At 53.2% G+C, this 20,238-nt stretch carries 14 protein-coding genes and 1 pseudogene; 3 read left to right on the top strand and 12 right to left on the bottom strand.

Translation table 11 applies throughout. The features are described 5' to 3' along the window. The first annotated feature begins 760 nt into the window (after positions 1-760). Positions 761-2,242, top strand: coding sequence for a tetratricopeptide repeat protein (locus tag BJ917_RS08155; RefSeq protein ID WP_121103024.1), 1,482 nt, complete (start codon positions 761-763; stop codon positions 2,240-2,242). A gap of 431 nt (positions 2,243-2,673) precedes the next feature. On the opposite strand, the gene BJ917_RS32265 is transcribed toward BJ917_RS08155, so the two are convergent. The 11 genes and pseudogenes from BJ917_RS32265 to acnA all read right to left on the bottom strand — a co-directional run bounded on the left by BJ917_RS32265 (position 2,674) and on the right by acnA (position 16,769). After that, positions 2,674-3,276 carry an HAD family hydrolase gene (locus BJ917_RS32265; protein WP_256658522.1) on the bottom strand — a complete coding sequence of 201 codons (603 nt, stop codon included), beginning with the start codon at positions 3,274-3,276 and terminating at the stop codon, positions 2,674-2,676. A gap of 53 nt (positions 3,277-3,329) precedes the next feature. Next, entirely contained in the window at positions 3,330-3,959 is a 630-nt protein-coding gene (gene kdsB / locus BJ917_RS32260) for a 3-deoxy-manno-octulosonate cytidylyltransferase (RefSeq protein ID WP_256658521.1), read from the bottom strand. A 30-nt stretch (positions 3,960-3,989) separates the two neighbouring features. Continuing rightward, positions 3,990-4,831, bottom strand: a pseudogene (gene kdsA, locus BJ917_RS08145) (3-deoxy-8-phosphooctulonate synthase). A gap of 84 nt (positions 4,832-4,915) precedes the next feature. Beyond that, positions 4,916-6,478, bottom strand: coding sequence for a glycosyltransferase (locus BJ917_RS08140; RefSeq protein ID WP_121103023.1), 1,563 nt, complete (start codon positions 6,476-6,478; stop codon positions 4,916-4,918). Positions 6,479-6,492: 14 nt separating this feature from the next. Continuing rightward, positions 6,493-7,944, bottom strand: coding sequence for a hypothetical protein (locus tag BJ917_RS08135; protein WP_121103022.1), 1,452 nt, complete (start codon positions 7,942-7,944; stop codon positions 6,493-6,495). Positions 7,945-8,047: 103 nt separating this feature from the next. Next, positions 8,048-9,478, bottom strand: coding sequence for a mannose-1-phosphate guanylyltransferase/mannose-6-phosphate isomerase (locus tag BJ917_RS08130; protein ID WP_121103021.1), 1,431 nt, complete (start codon positions 9,476-9,478; stop codon positions 8,048-8,050). A 33-nt stretch (positions 9,479-9,511) separates the two neighbouring features. Next, positions 9,512-10,582 carry a polysaccharide biosynthesis/export family protein gene (locus tag BJ917_RS08125; RefSeq protein ID WP_121103020.1) on the bottom strand — a complete coding sequence of 357 codons (1,071 nt, stop codon included), beginning with the start codon at positions 10,580-10,582 and terminating at the stop codon, positions 9,512-9,514. A 40-nt stretch (positions 10,583-10,622) separates the two neighbouring features. Next, positions 10,623-11,729: an ABC transporter permease gene (locus BJ917_RS08120; RefSeq protein ID WP_121103019.1), complete on the bottom strand. Its 1,107-nt coding sequence runs from the start codon at positions 11,727-11,729 to the stop codon at positions 10,623-10,625. Between the two features lie 47 nt (positions 11,730-11,776). Further along, positions 11,777-12,430 (bottom strand): ABC transporter ATP-binding protein, encoded by a 654-nt coding sequence (locus tag BJ917_RS08115; RefSeq protein WP_121103018.1) that lies wholly within the window; start codon positions 12,428-12,430, stop codon positions 11,777-11,779. 13 nt (positions 12,431-12,443) lie between these two features. Continuing rightward, complete coding sequence (locus BJ917_RS08110; RefSeq protein WP_121103016.1) at positions 12,444-13,238, bottom strand: ABC transporter permease; 795 nt, start codon at positions 13,236-13,238, stop codon at positions 12,444-12,446. 789 nt (positions 13,239-14,027) lie between these two features. Beyond that, the gene (gene acnA / locus BJ917_RS08105; RefSeq protein ID WP_121103015.1) at positions 14,028-16,769 is read right to left on the bottom strand and encodes an aconitate hydratase AcnA; all 2,742 of its coding nucleotides are present in this window, start codon (positions 16,767-16,769) and stop codon (positions 14,028-14,030) included. Between the two features lie 221 nt (positions 16,770-16,990). Here acnA and rlmM point away from each other — a divergent pair, with 221 nt between their 5' ends. Continuing rightward, positions 16,991-18,064 (top strand): 23S rRNA (cytidine(2498)-2'-O)-methyltransferase RlmM, encoded by a 1,074-nt coding sequence (gene rlmM, locus BJ917_RS08100; RefSeq protein ID WP_096512665.1) that lies wholly within the window; start codon positions 16,991-16,993, stop codon positions 18,062-18,064. A gap of 192 nt (positions 18,065-18,256) precedes the next feature. Continuing rightward, complete coding sequence (gene tusA / locus BJ917_RS08095) at positions 18,257-18,508, top strand: sulfurtransferase TusA (protein WP_096512664.1); 252 nt, start codon at positions 18,257-18,259, stop codon at positions 18,506-18,508. Between the two features lie 123 nt (positions 18,509-18,631). Here the strand turns inward: tusA and BJ917_RS08090 are convergent, their stop codons facing one another. Next, a complete protein-coding gene (locus BJ917_RS08090) occupies positions 18,632-20,032 on the bottom strand; it encodes an MATE family efflux transporter (protein ID WP_121103014.1) in 1,401 nt (466 codons plus the stop codon). Positions 20,033-20,238 lie beyond the last annotated feature (206 nt).

Genomic DNA, 20,238 nt, shown 5'->3' with positions numbered 1-20,238 from the left:
GTAAGAGTGTAAACCGTTCATGGGGATTTATTACTATATGACGCGGAATGGTTGAGGTGCTTAGGGTTTTTAGTGTATCTGAAAAAACTCGCTGTTCACTAATATGTCTGCGTTAAATTAATGGGAGTTTATTCGGTTGGTCATAGGTTTCAGCTGTTTCGAGTTGATGGGGGCAAGATTCGCGCAATTAAATCTTTAGTTGGTTCGGCGAACTGTTTCGCCGCAGCTGCTTAATTTTTCGCGCGTGGCGGAGTTTTTGCGTGTGGTTGATCGGTAGCCTCTAGGCAAGTACTGCGCCCAAACCATTTAAGTATGGCATTCATCCCGCAGGCCATGATCAATGGCTAGTATCATGAATAATGGACCTGCATTAGCGAAATTTTCTAGGTTTTGCGCGGCGCTCTGGACCGTAATGGGTGCCCTAAGGCCGGTTTTTCAGCGCGTGAAAGCATGCTGCTAGACATTGAAGAATGAGCGTTGAAGGGTGTGGGGCGATGTAATCCCAATTCGAACGCTTATGGTTAAGCTTCTCAGTGGTTCTGCGTCATACGATATTCGTAAAAAGTCGTGATTCATCATCATAAAAGTGCTTTCGATTTATGTAAATATTATTTATGATATTCAGCTGGTTTTTTTGAGGGGGGGCGAGATCTACATCTAGGTATCTTGAATTGCTAGAGTAATAATGTTCATATTTGAAGTGTGCCATAAAGGTCTGTCGCGAAAACAGTATGAGTCGATTCGCGAAAAGGAATAATAAATGTTTAAAGCTCAGATTGAAACTATCAAGCAGGCCCGAAGAAGAAACATAGATGCTTCTGATGCCTTTTTTCAAATTCGCAGAACCGGAAGAAAACTCGAAGTCGCAGATGCTTTTAGGCAGGTGGTTGACTTTGATCCTTCTTGGATCGAGGCGCAGTATGAATATGGGCTGGCGCTGCATAGACTTGGGAGGCATAAAGATGCTATTCCACACTTTCAAATGTGTACATATACTCATCCAGAGTGGATTTCCGCAATAAATCATCTGGGGCTTTGTCTTTTAAAGTCGGGTAGTGAATTTCTTGGGTTGTCTATACTTAAAACAATTTTTGAGCTCGATCCTGATAGCGATATTTCTGGGTACTCCAAGGCATTTGAAATATTTTCCGATGAGTATTTCAAGCTTGCAAGGCGAGAAAAAAATAAAGAAGTCAGAGATGGAGTAATAAATGAACTTCAAAAGACATGTGATGCGGATGTAGCAAGAAATGGTGAGAGGCCATGGTCTTCCTTGTACCTTGGCGCAATTCAGTTTTATAAAAATAACGTTGATGAGTCGTTATTCTTTTTTGAGAAGGCCGCATCGTTATCTGATCCATACAATGCAAATTATCCGATTGTGCATAAAGCTGCTTTTGGCTGTTTTACGTTAAAAACGCTAAGTACGACTCGCGATATAATTGCAAATTCAGAGTTGAGTCGTAAATCTATAGAGTTTGGCGACCCTTGTGACACCGATTTGGTATTCTTATTGGGTTGTGATGAAGGGTATTTCAAACGTTTTTCTGAGTTTTTGATTTTATCTATTTCAAAGTCGAACAAGTTTCTTACGGTTCATTTTCATATTATTGGTGAACGTAAAAATGTTGAAGCTGAAATTATAAGGGTTAACTCAATAGCTAAATCCGCAGTGGGTATTGAGGCAAAATATTCTTTTGAGGCCAAGCCAGCTGACATCACTGTAACATTTTATGCGATTTCTCGATTTCTGATTGCTCACAGAATAATCAAGCATTACTCTTCGGATGTGATTGTTGGTGATATAGATTCTGCTGTTATTGGGGATCTCAGGGATGTAAAAAATTACGTTGGTGAAAGTGATATTGGGGTGAATACAGCAACAAATCCAGATTCTTTCAGAAAATTTCCATGGAACTCCATTAGTGGGGGGTACATGTTTTTCAAAAAAAGCCAGTTAGGTGTGGCTTATGCCGAAAGCTTATCTAAATACATGATGGCGGTTTATGATTCGCGTAGTTTAAAATCTTGGTGGTTGGATCAGAGTTCGCTGTTTTGTATAACTCAGTATTTTGTTAGAAATGAACTGGGCTTTAAATTTAGAAGCTTCGTAAGCTCTAATGCGCCACAACCCTTTCTTAATAACCCTGCAGGGCAATCTAAAGATGATTTTGCTCGAGCCGTGATGGATATGTTGTCAAGTGGGGAATTCGAAAGGAAATATCTTATCGATAAGTCCTAATGTAGTTTAAGGTCTTTGTGGTGGGGAGAGCGTTGTTGAACATCATAAATGCTCTCCTTTTAGCTCTAGCGGTGCGCTTTTTGGTGCGCTGCATTCCACCTTACGAAGGGGGGTATTCGGTGTGATAGTTAGAGTGTGTTTTGTGTGAGTGCTTTAAGTGTGATTTTGTATAGAGGGTTTGGCTGGGAGTGGTGTGATGTTTTTGTATTGTTGTGAAAAAGTTGTAGGTTATTAAGGCTATTGATTTATTTTGTTTTTTTGATTTTTAGTGTTTTGCATATCGTTGTATTTAATTGGGTTGATCCGATTTTGAATTGGCGACGAGTTCTTAAGTATGGAGCATATAATGATGCTCTAAATTAATAGCTGTCGTTATGATGAGTAACAACAGGGTCAGGCTTCGACCCCGTTGCTCTCTGAGTATTCATCTATTATTGAGCCATCTTTGTCATCACCTGCGCATAACCCGCTTCAGTGCGCAGTACCGCATCCTTACCCTGCGCAAACAGGATAGCGTCGGCCACTTCACGAAACGCCCCAGTACCGCCCGCCGCATTCAGCACATAACTAGCTGCAGCTTTCACATACGCCGGCGCATCGGAGACGGCGAACGACAAGGTGCAGGCCGCAAAGGCTGGCAGGTCGATGCAGTCGTCACCGATGCACACGGTTTGTGTGGCATTGACACCCGCTTCGGCCATCAACTGGTTGCATGCCGACTTCTTGTCTTTCACGCCGAACTGATAAAGGGTAATGCCCAAGTCAGCTACGCGCTTGCGTAGCGTCGCCGAATCACGCCCCGACAGCACCGCTACTTGCACACCGTTCTCTTCCAGCAGGCGCATGCCCATGCCGTCACGCACATGGAAGCGTTTCAGACATTCGTCAGAGGCATCGTAATAGATGCCTCCGTCGGTGAGCACGCCATCCACATCGGTGGTCACCAAGCGGATGTCACTCAGTGTTGGCTGCGGGGCAGGTGACTGGCCACCCATCAGTGCTCGCACTTGCTCCAGGCACTCAGGCGTGTCCACGCCCGGGCCAGTTGGTGTGACCTGGTATGCTCGAATGCAATAACCCGCAGCCATTATCTCAGTTGCTCCAGCTTCTCCGCGTGCTCCAGCATCGGCTGCGGCAGGCTGCCGTAGTCGGCCAGGACATCGCGACGATAACCGTAAACTCCTACATGCTTGAGGTACTGAACTGCTTCGCCATCGCGCGGGTAGGGGATGGGCGAGCGGCTGAAATATAGGGCATTACCATTATTGGCCAGCACGACTTTCACTGCGTTGGGGTTACTGGCTTCGTGAGCCTCGATCGGGTGGCACAAGGTGCCGACCTTCACGTTCTCGTCGGCCAGCATGCCGGTAACAAGCGACTCAATATCCGCCGGACGCACCAGTGGCTCGTCCCCTTGCAGGTTGATGTAGATGTCGGCATCGATCTGGGTCATGACTTCGGCCAGTCGATCGGTTCCGGACGGATGATCGGGTGAAGTCATTACACATTCACCTCCGAATGCCCCTACTGCCTGTGCAACGCGTTCGTCGTCAGTGGCAACTACCACCACTTGAGCGTTGGCAACTTGCAGGGCACGTTCATAGACGTGCTGCGCCATTGGCTTGCCGGCTATATCAGCCAGCGGCTTACCCGGCAGGCGGCTCGAGGCATAACGGGCCGGAATGACAATCGCGACCCGTTGTTTAGTACTAACCATGTTCACAATCCTTGATTCAGCAGACTTGGCTCAGGCGATGCTCAGCGGAGGGAGCGACTTGACCAGATCATCCAGGGCTTTGATCTGCACCAGAAACGGTTCCAGTTGATCCAGCGGCAGGGCACAAGGTCCGTCACACTTGGCTTGATCCGGGTTTGGATGCGCTTCCAGGAATAGACCCGCCAGGCCAACACCCATGCCAGCACGTGCCAGTTCAACCACTTGCTCGCGACGACCTCCGGAAGCTGCGCCGGACGGGTCACGTTGTTGCAGAGCGTGGGTCACGTCAAAAATGATCGGCAGATTCGTGCAGGTACGCTTCATTACGCCGAAGCCGAGCATGTCCACTACCAGGTTGTCATAACCCAGGCATGTTCCGCGATCTCACAGGATCAGTTGGTCGTTACCGGCTTCCTTGAACTTGTGCACAATGTTCTGCACTTGCGACGGGCTCAGGAACTGCGGTTTTTTGATGTTCACTGGCTTGCCGGTCTTGGCCAAGGCCATCACCAGGTCGGTCTGGCGTGCCAGGAATGCAGGTAGTTGCAGAACGTCAACAACTTCAGCTACTGGAGCCGCCTGATAGATTTCGTGCACATCGGTAATCACTGGCACGCCGAATTCAGCCTTCACTTTTCGAAAATGCGCAGGCCTTCTTCCATGCCAGGGCCACGATAGGAGTGGATGGACGAACGGTTGGCCTTGTCGAAGCTCGCCTTGAATACATAAAGGATCCCCAGTTTTTCGGTGACTCGCACGTATTCGGCGCAGGTGGTCAGGGCCAGGTCCAGAGATTCAAGAACGTTGATGCCGCCGAAGAGGACGAAAGGAGCGGTATTGGAGCATTCGATGGTTGAAGTGATTTTTATGATGGTCGTATTCGCTTTAAAAAAATAATGGTTTATGAAGTCGAAAATATAAATCCCGACCGCATAACTTTGATATTGGCTTGTAGATTATGCTTGCTGGCCAGCAAGATAATTTACCAGCTCAAGATAGGTTTTTTTATTGGCAAATAGTTGTTTTGCTTTGTTTTGATTTGCAATTCGAATGTCGTAGTCTTTTTTAAGGTTAAACTCGTATTTGGACATGAATTCAACGATGTCATCAGGCTGGTTGGCTATAGTCGAAGGGAATTCACTTCCGAGGCATTCTTGGCCAAGTTTATTTGTAATGAGATGCTTTCCGGCGAATACCGCCTCCACACTTTTGAAGTTCAGGCCTCCCTGTACCAAAACTGGGTTAAGTGATACGTCAATGTTGTTATAGAAAACATTGATGCTATTAACGAAGCCAAGTGGGACGATATTTTCATCAAGAAATATTTTAGGAAGAATTTCTTGTGATTTACAAATGGAACCTGCAATGAATAGCTTGCTGTCTGGTGAATATTTTTTAATGGATGGCCACCATTCATCAAGGATGTGAACCAACGATTTGACGTTGGCCGACATCTGTCCACCGATAAAACCAAAATACAACGGTTTACCATGTGACCGGTTTTTTACTTGCGATAAGGCGTAATCAAAACCGGATGATGCTCGAATTACGTTTGTGGATTTCTTTAGTGATTTTTTTAAAATGTCTTCATCGGACACAGAGATTGCAAGTACGGAGTCGCACGTATTAAGTTGCTTGAGCTCGCATTTTTTTTCTATCAGGCTATTGAAGAAAATCCGTTCTTTTCGGCTAAGAATTTCGTTGTTTCTTGTAAATTGAACGTCGTGCGTATCACAGATGACTTTGAAATTTTCGCTGTCATGTATTATGTAGTCGAGGGCGCCCATCATCCATGCGTAGGAGACGATCACCGACTCATAATTATTCTCAAGATAAAGAGAGTTAACCCAACGTTTGCAAGATTCTGTAGGTCGAGTATTGAGTCGCTCAGAAAAAAGCTCAGGCAACTCTTTTGATTTGCCAAGGAGAGCTCTTGCTTTTGATTCAAGGTAGCGCTTTGTGTTTACGGCGGTGCTATGTTTTTTCTTATTGTTTTTATAGATGTAAACGTTGTTGCAGATTGTGCCAAGTGCTGCTTGGAATTCGCTTTGCTTAACATTTTTCGGGGTGGTGATCAATAGGTCGACCAATATGCCGTTTTTGCCAAGATTGAACAGCAAGTTGAATGTACGTTGGTGCGACCCTAGTGTTAGTGGCAGGATCGAGCCAGGAAAAACCAGTAGTGTTGACGATTTTTTTTTCGGGTTCAATCGGTATCTTGTAAGATTTCCATCGCTTTTAATATGCCAAACATTCCCAAGGCTGTTCGAGAAAAAGCTGTTCAGCATTTTTTCGTCAACGGTATAGTTGTCTGCCGCAACCAATATTAGATCATTGGCATTGCAACAGAAATCCAAAAAGGATTGAGTATCTTTTGCATCTGTCAAGTTAGGATGAGGGGTGATTTTTTTTAAATTCAACCCGACGTAAGTGTTTTGTGTATTTTTAGTTAAAAATTCGCGTATGGCGGATTGTTGGGCCGCGTTAACGGTATCAATGAAGATTGCAATTTTTTTCATAACATGGTCTCGATTTATCTTACTTCATTGCCGTAGATGTCGATAGTCTTATTGAATTCGTAGTCGGGCTTCGCTGATTTGCATTCGTTGACTACTTTAATGGAGTATCGGTCTTTGTTTGGCTTTCTAGAAGTTGAGAACTCATATTGCTTCGCGTCTATATGCTTCTTCGCGATTTCAGTCAGCCATTCTTTTGTTATAGGAATCTTGTTCTTTCTATATGTCAAATCAAGCGTTGAGTTGAGTGGGAACGCCAGATGCACTTCAACGGTGTCGAATGTTGATTTGGCAAGATTTGAATTTTGTTGCGCTGGTTTATGCGCTAAGGTTTCGAAGTTGATCGAAAGCTGAGCGTTTACGACGGACTTGTTGTAAGGGCCATTTGGCAAGAGCAAATTTGACTTTACCAGCCAACCTAAATATTTTGTCAGTCGTTGATGATTGGTGCTGGCAGGAGTATATTTTTCATTAAGTTCATTTGTTAGTCCAGCGGATGAATAAATGGATTGCCCCAAGGAAATGACCTGCTTACCTTTTATGAGTGCTTCCAAACCCACCGTGCTATTGATGGTGACTACAAGGTCGGACCAGTCCAGCCAGTATTCCAGGCTTTTATCGCTTGATACCTTAACGTTATCAAAATGTGGGATGTTAATAAGTGTATCAGCCGTTTCTTCCGGATGAGGGCGGATTAAGAAGGAGCTTTCTTTGGTGTTTAAAGCAGAGTAAATGTCAAAAAACGTTTCTCGCATTGTTCGATATTTGCAATACAGGATAATATTTGTATCGAGCTGAACCTGCAGTGGGAAAAATACGTTCAAGCTTTTTTTGGGCTCGACATTTTTTTCGATCTGAGTGCGAATATTAAATAGTTGTGTGACGAATGATGCTTCTTCATCGGAAAGAAAGTAATTATCCAGGATTTCCGGCATCAACTCGTTCAATGAAGAGGCACCATTTACACCCATGCGATCGATAAATAGAGACCCCTTAAGAATGCCTCGCTCAAGGTAGGCGCACTCTATTTTTCGTTGTTCGCAGATAAGTCTCAGGATGTTGGCGGTATAGCCTGTAAAACCATTCCAGATGATTATTTTTTCGAGTTTGTAGGTCTCGATGATGTTTGAAAGGGCTTTGTGTATTTTATGGATATCTCTAATGGTTTTTGCTCGCTGCCCAGGCCATCCAACTATCGGGCGACGTCTTGCTTCTGCATTCATGACATCAATGTACTTGATGCCGTCTTCAAGCACGGAGTCTATGGTTATGCTTTTGCCAACGACGTCTTTTGATGCGTGAGCGTCGAGAGATATGGTTTGTATTTCGTTATTCTCGAAATATCTTCCTTTGGTTTTGGAGTATAGAAGTACTATTGGAGAGTGTCCGGCTTCTTTCAACTCCAGAGCCAGGGTCATTATTCTGTTTTGATTCTCTAGGTGGTCGCCGCATTGAATCAGTATGTTCATGTATGCACTTTAACTTACCGTGCTCACTTTTCTTTCTAAGTAAAGTGATCGGGTTGAATAACGTTTTTTCACAAACTTAAGTTTGTGCGCGGTTAATAGGCGATTATGCCGGCTCTTGCACGGATTCAATGCAGCGTCCGTAGCGATCTTCAAAGCGAACTATGTCGTCCTCACCTAGATACCCACCTGATTGAACCTCAATCATCTCCAGAGGGATTTTCCCCGGATTTTCAAGCGCATGTACGATTCCTACAGGGATGTATGTCGACTGGTTTTCGGTCAGTAGAACCTGTTTGTCGCCAATCGAAACTTTCGCCGTGCCGGTCACAACAATCCAGTGTTCTGCGCGGTGATGATGCATCTGTACCGAGAGCTTTTGCCCTGGTGCAACTGTGATGCGCTTCACCTGATAGCGCGGTCCATGATCAATGGAGTCGTAGGCACCCCATGGTCGATATACCTTGCGGTGATTGGTTGCTTCTGTGCGTGCGCTATGTTTGATGCGATCAACCAGCAGTTTTACGTCCTGCGCCCTGTCCTTGGCCGCGACCATCACAGCGTCTGCGGTTTCGACCACAATCACGTCATCCAGACCCAGTACCGACACCATGCGGTGCTCGGCGTGGACATAGGCATTGCGGGTGGCTTCGAGCAAAACGTCGCCGCGGGATGCATTGCCCTGTGAGTCCTTGTCGGCGATTTCCCAGACTGCCGACCATGAGCCAACGTCGTTCCATCCGGCGTCCAGCGGTACAACCGATACCTGATTGGAGCGTTCCATCACTGCATAGTCGATGGAGATGTTTTCGGCGGCCGCAAAGGCCATGGCATCCAGGCGGGTGAAGTCGAGGTCTTCCTTGGCGTTTTTCAGCGCTGCCTGTACGGCGTCCAGCACCTGAGGGGCATGTTCACGCAGCTGAGCGAGCATGCTTGATGCCTGAAACAGGAATATGCCGCTGTTCCAGTAGTAACGACCGTCAGCCAGGTATCGCTCTGCGGTGGCGAGATCCGGTTTTTCGACAAATTCCTGGACAGCCTGAATTTCATTGGATTTCTCTGCGGTGCGAATATAGCCGTAACCCGTTTCGGCTTTATTCGGCACGATCCCGAAGGTCACTATCCGGCCGTCACGCGCTGCGGGTGCGCCTATTTCGAAGGCCTTGTGCAAAGCATCCAGATCATCGAAAACATGATCAGCAGGCAAAATCAGCAGCAACTCGTCCCTGCCGGCAGCCAATGCCTTCACCACGGCCGCTGCGATGGCAGGGGCAGTGTTACGGCCGATCGGCTCGAGCAGAATAGCCTGGGGGGTGATGCCGAGTGCGCGGCACTGTTCAGCCACCAGGAAGCGGTGGTCTTCATTACTGACTACGATCGGGGTCAGCGGTCCGTCCTGGATACCCGCCAGCCGCGATAGCGTAGCCTGGAACAGCGATTGGTCGCCGTTGAGTGTGAGGAACTGCTTCGGGTGCATTGCGCGCGAAAGCGGCCAGAGCCTGGAGCCTGAGCCGCCAGAAAGTATTACCGGGATCATGTAATTTCCTTATTGATGATCAAAATTTCAAAGTCACTTGTAGGCACCAACAGCACGGCCCAACACCATGGTTTGTACGACTGGCGAAATAACTTTTTGCCATTCATAGACGGCAGCATTTGTCACATAAATGGTGTCATCCGGTTTGATCATGATCTGGCGGGCGTAAAACACCGCTGTCGGATCACGCATGTCCAGGCGCAGAACGGTTGGTTTTGGGTTGGTGCCTTCGCCCATGCGGAATACAAACACACCTTCAGGGTTGGCGTTGGCTTCACGTAACCCGCCGACACTGCCCAACGCATCCAGCAGGGTGGTGTTCTGTGCTGGCAAATCCTTCAGGCCAGGCTCACTGACGGCACCCATCGCAACAAATCGCTGACGTGCACGATCCAGTACCACTTCCGAGTTCGGGCGCAGCATCATGTTGTTGCCGGCCAGTATGTCTTCGTAGTTGAACTGTTGAACCTGGCTGCCTGTACGCACGGTGACATTGACCAAGTGCGGTTCTAGCAGCGGGCCACCGGCCTGGTTTACGGCATCAAGCAGAGTCAACGGGCCTTGCAGGGTGCTGAAGCGGCCCGGCGATTTCACCGCGCCTGCAACCAGTACCGAACCCGAGAGGTCGCCAACCAGTTCGACGTGGGTTTGCACATCGGTGGTTACGCCTTTCAGTTGTTTGCGGATCATGTCCTCAACCTGGTTGAGGGTCATGCCGGCGACGAACTGGCGGCCGACGTAGGGCAGGGAGATCATGCCCTGGTCGTCGATGCGGGTTTTGAGTTGGGTGCCGCCCGCTGACAGTGGTGCGAACACTGCCGAACCTTCCGGTGCGTTGTCGGTAATCAGCACGTTGAGGGTGTCACCTGCCATCAACCGGACCGCAGTGGGCTCTGGCTTGGCAACGCTCGCCTGCAAAGGGCGCACTGTGCCGCGCATGTAGGGGGCGATGGTGTTGGCGTTGATCTCGACCAGGTTGTAGGCAGCGTTTTGGTCTTTGCTTTCGATGTCGCCTTTGTACGGGCCGGCGCCAGACAAAGTGCCGCCGCACCCTGCCAGCGTCAAAGTCACCAGCATCAAACCCGCAACAGCGCTGTCTCGCATGCTCAAGTTCAGGGGGCGAAGGGGCAGGCCATTAATGGATTTAATCACGATGATCCTCGATCGATGCAATTAGGAAGCGGGTAATGCCATAGAGCAGCAGCAAGGCCAGGAAGATGGTTGCCAGGTTGTAGAGGCGTTTTGGGTAGATGGCCATCTGCGGGGTGTTCGGGCTGACTACGGTGACCAGGGTACGGATTTTCTTGCTGGCTTCGATACGTGCGTTGTCCAGTGCGGCAACGGCGGTCTTGTAGGTTTCTTCGGCGATGCCGGCGTCCAGGGTCAACTGCTGGAAGCGTGAAGCCACCACGTTGAGCTGATCGCCATCGGGCGCAGACACCAGCAGGCGTTTTTCGGCATTCAGCTGTTCGCGAATGGCGTTGACGCGTTGCTGTTGCTGCGCGACCTGAGGTGAGTCGGCGCGAAGCTTGTAGCTCATTTGGGTGAGTACGGCGCGCTCCTTGGAGTGCTCGCCTTCCAGGGTGTCGATGATGCTCGCGCGGCCCTGGGCCGAGCTTCTACCGTCCAGTACCTTGTTGCGGTTCTGGAAGCTCAGCAGCTCTTCCTTGCGTTTGGTGTAGTTCTTCTTCGCGCCTTCCAGTTCGCCTTGAGCGAAGCGCATCTGCTCACGGGCGATGCTATGGGAGACTTCGTTCACGAAGTGCTCGCTGGCTTCGAGAATGGTCTTGACCATCTGCTCGGCCAGTTCCGGGCTAAAGGCTTGAACTTCGACTTTCAGCAGGCCGGTGGTTTCCTCGTAGTGAGCCGAGACCATGCGCTGGTAGTACTCGAGCAGGTCTTCGCGTTCGGTGTCGGTGGCTAGCCAGAAGAGCGGGTCGCTGCGTTGCTTATTGTATTGCTCGACCCAGTGCAGGCGGTCTTCCAGCAGCTGCATCATGTCCATCGACACGATGTATTCGCGCAGGTACAGGGTCTCTTCCCGGGACGCCGGATTGGTGCCGCTGAGCAGTATGCTCAGTCCTGGGAGTTGAGCGCCGGGATTGCTGCCTTCCTGGCGTACCACCACTTGCGCGGAGCTGACATAGCGATCCACAGCGAAAAAGCTGTAGTACACAACGGCCACTATCATCGGCAGCACGATCAGCCCCAGTGTCAGGCGCCAGCCCTTGAATTTACCCGTACTGCTCATATGCACTCGTATCCTTGAAATGAAACTGTCACGCCACGGTCAGGCGATCAGGTGTTGTAGGCCTTGATGCCTTCATCGACATCGTCATAGATCTGCACCCCGCCATCGCGCACCAGCAGCACGACGTCACAGAGCTTTTTGATTTCGGGCATGCTGTGGGAAACCAGCACCACCTTGGATTTCTGCAGGCGCTGCTCGAATACGTCAGCGCATTTGCGCTTGAAGTGGCCGTCACCCACCGACATCACTTCGTCGATCAGGTAGTAGTCAAAGTCGAACGCCATGCTCAGGCCGAAAGCCAGGCGCGAGCGCATGCCGGAGGAGTAGGTCTTGACCGGCTCGTCGATCCAGCTGCCGATTTCGGCAAACTCTTCGACGTAGGCGACCTTCTGGCGCATCGCGTCACCTACGGCACCGTAGATGCGGCTGACGAACTTGATGTTTTCGCGACCGGTCATGGTGCCCTGGAAACCACCGGACAAGCCCACTGGCCAGGAAATACTCTTGTCGGAGACGATGGTGCCGGAGTCCGGCACGTCGGCACCGCCCAGCAGGCGCATCAGGGTCGATTTGCCTGCGCCGTTGCGGCCGATCAAGCCGATGTTCTTGTCAGCGGGGACCTTCAGCGACAGGTCGCGAAACACGTGGCGGCGACCTTTGGGGGTCAGGTACGACTTGGTGATATTTCTGAGCTCGAACACGGGAAGCCTGCGGTTAGCCGTTCTTGGTGGAGATCAAATGCAGTCGACGAACCCGATAAGTACCCAGGGAGACGAACAGCAAAACAAGGGTGGAGGCGATCACGTAGTGCACCGACACACCATCGACCGGCACGTAGTGCGGAAAAATTTCGGCACGAAGCAGTTCAAGCAGGTGCAGGAAAGGATTGAGCAGCAACAACGGCAACATGGCGTGCGGCAGGTAGGCGGCGGGGATGAGTACGCCCGAGATGAAATACAGCGGAAAGAACATCATCCGCAGGAACAGCGTACTGCTGGGCATGGCATGGGCGATCAGCGACAACAGCATACCCAGGCCAAAGGCGAACACTACCCCCAGCAGGATGGTCAGCATCCACTCGATGGGCGATTTGATGGCCATGTCGAAGCCGTACCAGGCGAAGCCGAACACCAGAATGGCGTACACGCTGGCCGAGATGCAGAATTCCACCAGTACGCGGGCGATATAAGTGTCGAGGGGCTTGATCTGCTTATAGGCAAACAGCGCGCGGTTTTCCTTGGGGCTGTTCATCAGGCGCATGGCGATGTTGCGAAACAGCAGGAAGGGCGCCAGGCCGACCAGTACAAAGACCGGGAAATCGAGGCCGACTACAGTGCGGCCGCGAATCAGGGCAAACAGCACGCTCAGGATCAGCAGATGGCAAATGGGCTCGATCAGTGTCCAGGTGGCGCCCATGCGTCGGTCGCCGAAACGCGAACGCGCTTCACGCAGCACCAGGGCAAATATGACGGATTTTTTGATTTGCAGGGGGGAGCGAGGCTTGAGCATGGGTTACCGCAAAGCACAACGGCGCGATGCACGCGTTGTTTGAATTCATTTTCAGAGGACTTTCTGCCTATGCAGATAGATCGCTTCCATTCGAGGGGCGCGAGGTTAAACGGTCGGGGAGACAATCGTCAAGCCGATTGGTTCCCGGAAGGTGCCTGACTAAAAGTAACGGCTCGAGAGCGAGGGGCGTAGGTCAGGAAAACGGATTTTCTCAATGTTTATCGGGTGTTGCCGATACTAGGGCCAGTACGGCGTGGACAATTTTGATGATTTTTAACGTTGATACGCAGCAATCGGCCGGCCCGACCCATTGGCTCGGTAGAGCGTGCCTTTTTGTGGGCATATAGGCAGAAATCGCCGCCAATCAGGAATTTTGATGCTGTTCCATGGTGCGTAAAACTTGGCGTGTTACCTTGTCCATAAGCGCCGGCCATTCGCTTGAATGGCGTGCTGGCGGATTATCCTGTATCAGAGGACGGACGTGATTACTTGGCCCGTGATTGTCGTGGGATTGTTGGTGTTTTTCACGCTGATGGTTCTTGTCGTTTCGCTTTTTGGTTGGATCAAACATCTGAAGAATAAAGAGGATGTCGAGTAGTAGATTCCACTCGGCACAGTCCCGATTTTCATATGAGCAAACACAGCCGACCGTAGGAGCTGGCTTGTCGGAGCGCCGCACCGCAGCGATGGTCACGAACGACAACGCGTGTTGATGAGTTAATCGTGTCGCTCTTGGGGCCTTCGCTGGCAAGCCAGCTCCTACAAAGGGCCGGTTTTTTCATCGGGCAATCATGAAGCAATCAACTGCCGCAACACGTAGTGCAAAATCCCTCCCGACTTGAAGTACTCCACCTCATTGAGCGTGTCGATCCGGCACAGCACTTCGACTTTCTCCCGAGCACCGTTTTCACGGGTGATGACCAGGGTCAGGTTCATCCGTGGCGTCAGTTCGATACCCGTCAGACCGATGATGTCCAGGGTTTCAGTGCCTTTGAGGTTCAGGCTCTTGCGGTTTTGATCGAGTTTGAACTGCAGCGGCAGCACGCCCATGCCCACCAGGTTGGAGCGGTGAATCCGCTCGAAACTTTCCGCAATGACGGCTTTGACCCCCAGCAGGTTAGTGCCCTTGGCCGCCCAGTCGCGGCTTGAGCCGGTACCGTATTCCTGCCCGGCGATCACCACCAGCGGTGTGCCCGCAACCTGGTAGCGCATGGCGGCGTCGTAGATCGCCAGTTTTTCCCCGGTCGGAATGTAGAGGGTATTGCCACCTTCTTCGCCGCCAAGCATTTCATTGCGTATCCGAATATTGGCAAAGGTGCCGCGCATCATCACTTCATGATTGCCGCGTCGCGAGCCGTAGGAGTTGAAGTCTCGCGGTTCAACGCCTTTCTCGCGCAGGTAGCGGCCCGCCGGGCTGTCAGCCTTGATGTTGCCAGCCGGGGAGATGTGGTCGGTGGTCACCGAGTCGCCGAGCAGCGCCAACACGCGGGCACCGTTCACGTCCTTCACCACCGGCGGCGGCCCGCCGATGTCATCAAAGAACGGCGGGTGCTGGATGTAGGTGGAATCCGCCTGCCAGACGTAGGTAGCCGCTTGCGGCACTTTGATGGCCTGCCACTGTTCGTCACCGGCAAACACTTCGGCGTATTCCTTGTGGAACATAGCAGTGTTGACCTGCTCCACGGCGTCGGCGATTTCCTTGCTGCTGGGCCAGATGTCCCGCAGGTAAACCAGCTTGCCATTCTGGTCCTCGCCCAGAGGCTCGCGGCTGAGGTCGATGCGCACGGTGCCGGCCAGCGCATAAGCCACCACCAGCGGCGGCGAGGCCAGCCAGTTGGTTTTCACCAGTGGATGGACCCGGCCTTCGAAGTTACGGTTGCCCGACAATACGGACGCTACGGTCAGGTCGGCTTTCTGGATGGCTTTTTCGATCGGTTCCGGCAAGGGGCCGGAGTTGCCGATGCAGGTGGTGCAGCCATAGCCGACCAGGGCAAAACCCAATTCATCCAGGTAGCGTGTCAGACCGGCGGCCTTGTAGTAGTCGGTGACCACTTTCGAGCCGGGGGCCAGCGAGCTTTTCACCCAGGGTTTGCGTCGCAGGCCTTTTTCCACGGCTTTCTTCGCCACCAGGCCGGCGGCCATCATCACGCTAGGGTTGGAGGTGTTGGTGCAGGACGTGATCGCGGCAATCACCACCGCGCCGTTTTTCAGTCGAACCGTTTGACCTTCAAAGTCGTAGTCCACTTCACCCGCCAGATCGGCGTTGCCCACCGCGACACCGCCGCCACCTTCGCTCTCCAGGCGTCCCTCTTCCTTGCTGGTGGGTTTGACTTGCAAGCCGATGAAGTCGCTGAACGCTTGCGCGACATTCGGTAGCGATACCCGGTCCTGCGGGCGTTTCGGTCCGGCGAGGCTGGCTTCGACGCTGGCCATGTCCAGCGCCAGGCTGTCGGTGAACACCGGTTCCTTGCCTGGTAAGCGCCACAGGCCTTGGGCCTTACTGTAAGCCTCCACCAGTTTCACGGTTTCGCCGGGGCGGCCGGACAGGCGCAGGTATTCCAGCGTCACGTCGTCCACCGGGAAGAACCCGCAGGTGGCGCCGTATTCCGGGGCCATGTTGGCAATGGTCGCGCGGTCAGCCAGCGGCAGGTCGGCGAGACCGTCGCCATAGAACTCGACGAATTTACCGACCACGCCTTTCTTGCGCAGCATCTGGGTGACGGTCAGCACCAGGTCGGTGGCGGTAATGCCTTCCTTGAGCTTGCCGGTGAGCTTGAAGCCGATCACTTCCGGAATCAGCATCGATACCGGTTGGCCGAGCATCGCCGCTTCGGCCTCGATACCACCGACGCCCCAGCCGAGCACACCAAGGCCATTGATCATGGTGGTGTGGGAATCGGTGCCCACCAGCGTGTCCGGGAAGGCATAGGTGCGGCCGTCCTCGTCCTTGGTCCAGACCGTGCGACCCAGGTATTCCAGGTTCACCTGGTGGCAGATCCCGGTGCCCGGCGGCACCACGCTGAAATTATTGAAGGCACTTTGGCCCCAGCGCAGGAATGCGTAGCGCTCGCCATTGCGTTGCATTTCGATATCGACGTTCTGTTCGAACGCGCTGCTGCTGGCGAACTTGTCGACCATCACCGAGTGGTCGATCACCAGATCCACCGGCGACAGTGGGTTGATCCGCTGCGGGTTGCCGCCGGCCTTGGCCATGGCCGCACGCATGGCGGCCAGGTCGACCACCGCGGGCACGCCGGTGAAGTCTTGCATCAGCACCCGCGCCGGGCGGTACTGGATTTCGCGATCGGAGCGGCGCTCCTTGAGCCAGGCGGCAATTGCCTTGAGATCGGCGCCGGTGACGGTTTTTTCATCTTCCCAGCGCAGCAGGTTTTCCAGCAGCACCTTCAACGACATCGGCAGCTTGTCCAGGTCGCCCAGGCTTTTGGCGGCATCCGGCAGGCTGAAGTAATGGTAGGTCTTGTTATCGACTTGCAGGGTTTTAAGGGTGTTCAAGCTATCGAGGGACGGCATTACGATCACTCCTATAAGTCCACACGGCTACGGACTGAGGGGACGGGCAGAGCATTAAACCTAGCCCTGTTTTAAGTAGCTGGCTAATAACTGGACTCTATGAGCAAGTCCGGGGTTCCGAAGTCAGCTATCATGCGCCGGTTTTCGTGACAGGCTTTGCTCCAGCGCAAGTCTGGGCATCGCGCAGTGGCGAATGTCTCGCCATCTGTCCAGGAGTAAGAATGAACACCCTCTTTATGCATTGCCGGCCGGGCTTCGAAGGCGAAGTCTGCTCCGAGATTTCCGACCTCGCCGCACAGCTGAACGTAGCCGGTTATGCCAAGGCCAAGACCGCCAGCGCCTGCGCCGAATTTGTCTGCACCGAAGAAGACGGCGCCGAACGCCTGATGCGCGGTCAACGTTTCGATCAGTTGATCTTCCCGCGCCAGTGGGCCCGGGGAATTTTCATCGATCTGCCGGAAACCGACCGCATCAGCGTGATCCTCGCGCACCTGGCGGACTTTCCGACCTGCGGCAGCCTGTGGCTGGAAGTGGTCGACACCAACGACGGCAAGGAACTGTCGAACTTCTGCAAGAAGTTCGAAGGCCCGTTGCGCAAGGCGCTGACCGGTGCCGGCAAACTGGTGGACGACGCCAACAAGCCACGCCTGCTGCTGACGTTCAAGAGCGGTCGTGAAGTGTTCATGGGGCTGGCGGAGTCGAACAACTCGGCGATGTGGCCAATGGGCATCCCACGCTTGAAGTTCCCCCGCGAAGCGCCCAGCCGTTCGACCCTGAAGCTGGAGGAGGCCTGGCACCACTTTATCCCGCGCGACCAGTGGGACGAGCGCCTGCATGGCGACATGACCGGCGTCGACCTCGGTGCGGCGCCCGGTGGCTGGACCTGGCAACTGGTCAATCGCGGCATGCTGGTGACCGCCATCGACAACGGTCCGATGGCCGAAAGCCTGATGGACACCGGTCTGGTGCAACACCTGATGGCCGACGGTTTTACCTTCAAACCCAAGCAGCCGGTGGACTGGATGGTTTGCGATATCGTCGAGAAACCGGCGCGCAACGCCGCGATGCTCGAAGAGTGGATTGGTGAGGGTCATTGCCGCGAAGCGGTGGTCAACCTCAAGTTGCCGATGAAACAGCGTTATGCCGAAGTGAAGCGCCTGCTGGAGCGCATCGCCGATGGCTTCAAGGCGCGGGGCATTCGCGTGGAGATCGGCTGCAAGCAGCTGTACCACGACCGCGAAGAGGTGACCTGCCACCTTCGCCGACTCGATGTGAAGAAGCCAAAATCCCGTTAATCAATGAATTGGCCGGTCAACACAAATCCTGTAGGAGCCGGCTTGCTGGCGAAATCGGCACCGCGCTTATTCAGATTCACCGCGTGATGGCTTTCGCTGGCAAGCCAGCTCCTACAGGGGTGAGGCGTTGTGCCACAGATGACCGAACACCCGGTAATGCGCGACAATGCCGGCAAGTTTCAGGAGTGAATCATGAGTGAAATGATTGATGCGCCGGTTGACGGCACCCTCGACGCCACCGGTCTCAACTGCCCGGAGCCGGTGATGATGTTGCACCAGCACATCCGTGACCTGGTGCCTGGCGGCTTGCTCAAAGTGATCGCCACCGACCCGTCGACCCGGCGTGACATCCCCAAGTTCTGCGTGTTTCTCGACCACGAGCTGGTGGCGCAGCATGAAGATGCCGGCACTTACCTGTACTGGATTCGCAAGAAATCTGGTTAATCCACCGCGAACAAACTGTGGGAGCAAAGCTTGCCCGCGATGGCGTCAGGCCAGTCAGCATTGATGTTGAATGTACTGCTGCCATCGCGAGCAAGCTTTGCTCCCACAGGATTTTGTTTCGTATCAGCCGGCCGAGTGGCTGATGCGAATCCGTTTGCGTGCACTGCGGGTCAGGCGGATCGACAGCATCAGCGCTGCACAACTCAGGCCTGCGATCAAACCTTCCCACAGCCCGCTCGGGCCGCTGGCCGGGCCGAACCAATCGGTCAGCCCCAGCACATAGCCTACCGGCAGACCGATGCCCCAATAGGCGAACAGCGTCAGGATCATCGTCACCCGAGTGTCTTGATAGCCTCGCAGCGCACCGGCGCAGATCACCTGGATGGCATCGGAGAACTGATACAGCGCGGCATAGACAATCAACATCGAGGCAATCTGGATCACCGCCGTGTCGGGCGTGTAGATCGAAGCGATGGATTCGCGCAACAGCAGGATAAAGCTTGCCGAAAACGCGGCGAACACCAATGCCGCGCCCAGCCCGACCTTCGCCGCGAAACGCGCCTGCCAGGGGTTGCCCGCGCCCAGTGCCTGGCCAACCCGAACCGTAACCGCCATGCCCAGGGAATAAGGAATCATGAACAACAGTGAGCTGATGTTCAGGGCGATCTGGTGTCCGGCGACCACGGTGGAACCGAGGCTGCCGATCAACAGGGCAATGACCGCGAAGATGCTCGATTCGGCAAACACTGCGATACCGATCGGCAGACCGATGCTCACCAGGCGCTTGATCACCGACCATTGCGGGCGGTCGAAACGCCCCAGCACGCGCGTGCGGGCATAGAAACTCGCCCGGCCTGTCCAACCGGCCATGCTCAACGCCATGAACCACATCACAATGCCGCTGGCCCAGCCACAACCGACGCCACCCAGGGCCGGCATGCCGAAATGGCCATAGATCAGCGCATAGTTCAGCGGGATGTTCAGCAGCAGTCCGCACAGGCCGATGACCATGCTCGGACGAGTGCGTCCCATGCCGTCGCTGTAGCAACGCAGTACGTAATAGAAAGCAATTCCGGGAAAACCGAAGGCGATACCGTGCAGATAGCCCATGCTTGGTTCGATCAGCTGTGGATCGACTTTCATCCAGTGCAGGATTGGTTCGGCGCTGAGCAGCAGGCCGCTGCCGATCAGACCGACACACAGCGCCAGCCACAATGCCTGGCGGACCAGAGGACCGATTTCGTCGTGTTGTGCGGCACCAAAACGTTGGGCGACCTTGGGTGTGGTGGCCAGCAGAACGCCGGACATCAGCAGATAAACCGGAATCCAGATGGAGTTGCCCAAGGCTACCGAGGCCAGATCCCGTGGGCTGACACGGCCAGCCATTACCGCATCGACGAAGCCCATGGCCGTAGTGGCCAGTTGCGCGACCATGATCGGCATGGCCAGTCCGAGCAGGCCTTTGAGTTCCTGGCGAACCGGGGTCGTGCGGGGGGTGGTGATGGTGTCAGTCACGGAATTCACAGGCGAAGCGTCCAGAAGTTTTGATGCGCAAGGCCGCGCATTCTACGCGTTGACGCATCGGTCAGGAAAAGACTGTGTTGGGTATTTGTAATCATCGACTCGTGGTGTCCGCATCCCCTGTGGGAGCGGGCTTGCCCGCGATAGCGAGGTGTCAGACAACATCAATGCGGCCTGATACACCTCAATCGCGGGCAAGCCCGCTCCCA

The sequence above is a fragment of the Pseudomonas sp. WPR_5_2 genome (genome assembly GCF_003634475.1).
GTDB classification, from domain to species: Bacteria; Pseudomonadota; Gammaproteobacteria; order Pseudomonadales; family Pseudomonadaceae; genus Aquipseudomonas; species Aquipseudomonas izuensis.
Note: the sequence above shows the minus strand (reverse complement) of the source record. Positions and strands in the feature narration are given on the sequence as shown.

Excerpts from the sequence above, each read along its gene's own strand:
- BJ917_RS08125 (WP_121103020.1), bottom strand. The coding sequence starts at position 10,582 with ATGCGAGACAGCGCTGTTGCGGGTTTGATGCTGGTGACTTTGACGCTG.
- BJ917_RS08140 (WP_121103023.1), bottom strand. The coding sequence starts at position 6,478 with ATGAAAAAAATTGCAATCTTCATTGATACCGTTAACGCGGCCCAACAA.
- rlmM (WP_096512665.1), top strand. The coding sequence starts at position 16,991 with ATGAACACCCTCTTTATGCATTGCCGGCCGGGCTTCGAAGGCGAAGTC.
- BJ917_RS08155 (WP_121103024.1), top strand. The coding sequence starts at position 761 with ATGTTTAAAGCTCAGATTGAAACTATCAAGCAGGCCCGAAGAAGAAAC.
- BJ917_RS08130 (WP_121103021.1), bottom strand. The coding sequence starts at position 9,478 with ATGATCCCGGTAATACTTTCTGGCGGCTCAGGCTCCAGGCTCTGGCCG.
- acnA (WP_121103015.1), bottom strand. The coding sequence starts at position 16,769 with ATGCCGTCCCTCGATAGCTTGAACACCCTTAAAACCCTGCAAGTCGAT.
- BJ917_RS08120 (WP_121103019.1), bottom strand. The coding sequence starts at position 11,729 with ATGAGCAGTACGGGTAAATTCAAGGGCTGGCGCCTGACACTGGGGCTG.
- BJ917_RS08110 (WP_121103016.1), bottom strand. The coding sequence starts at position 13,238 with ATGCTCAAGCCTCGCTCCCCCCTGCAAATCAAAAAATCCGTCATATTT.
- BJ917_RS08135 (WP_121103022.1), bottom strand. The coding sequence starts at position 7,944 with ATGAACATACTGATTCAATGCGGCGACCACCTAGAGAATCAAAACAGA.
- tusA (WP_096512664.1), top strand. The coding sequence starts at position 18,257 with ATGAGTGAAATGATTGATGCGCCGGTTGACGGCACCCTCGACGCCACC.
- kdsB (WP_256658521.1), bottom strand. The coding sequence starts at position 3,959 with ATGGTTAGTACTAAACAACGGGTCGCGATTGTCATTCCGGCCCGTTAT.